At 64.1% G+C, this 256-nt stretch carries 1 protein-coding gene; it reads right to left on the minus strand.

Translation table 11 applies throughout. The features are described 5' to 3' along the window. Positions 1–256, minus strand: a 256-nt coding sequence (locus SB725_RS32405) for an aldehyde dehydrogenase family protein (RefSeq protein WP_410923607.1), incomplete at both ends; no start/stop codon positions are given.

A 256-nucleotide genomic window follows, 5' to 3' on the forward strand; every position in this document is an offset into this window, starting at 1 on the left:
GTCGAGCAGGTCGCCGGTGCTGCCGATCACCAGTTGCAGGCTGCCAGCCGGCAGTAGGCCCGACGCGTGCATCAGGCGCACCACGGCTTCGGTCAGGTAACTGGTGGATGTGGCGGGTTTGACAATGCACGGCATACCGGCCAGGAAGGTGGGCGCGAACTTCTCCAGCATGCCCCAGATGGGGAAGTTGAACGCATTGATATGCACGGCGACGCCAGCACGCGGCACCAGGATATGGCTGCCGGCGAAATGGCCT

The sequence above is a fragment of the Pseudomonas sp. SIMBA_041 genome (genome assembly GCF_046535095.1).
GTDB lineage: Bacteria > Pseudomonadota > Gammaproteobacteria > Pseudomonadales > Pseudomonadaceae > Aquipseudomonas > Aquipseudomonas mucoides.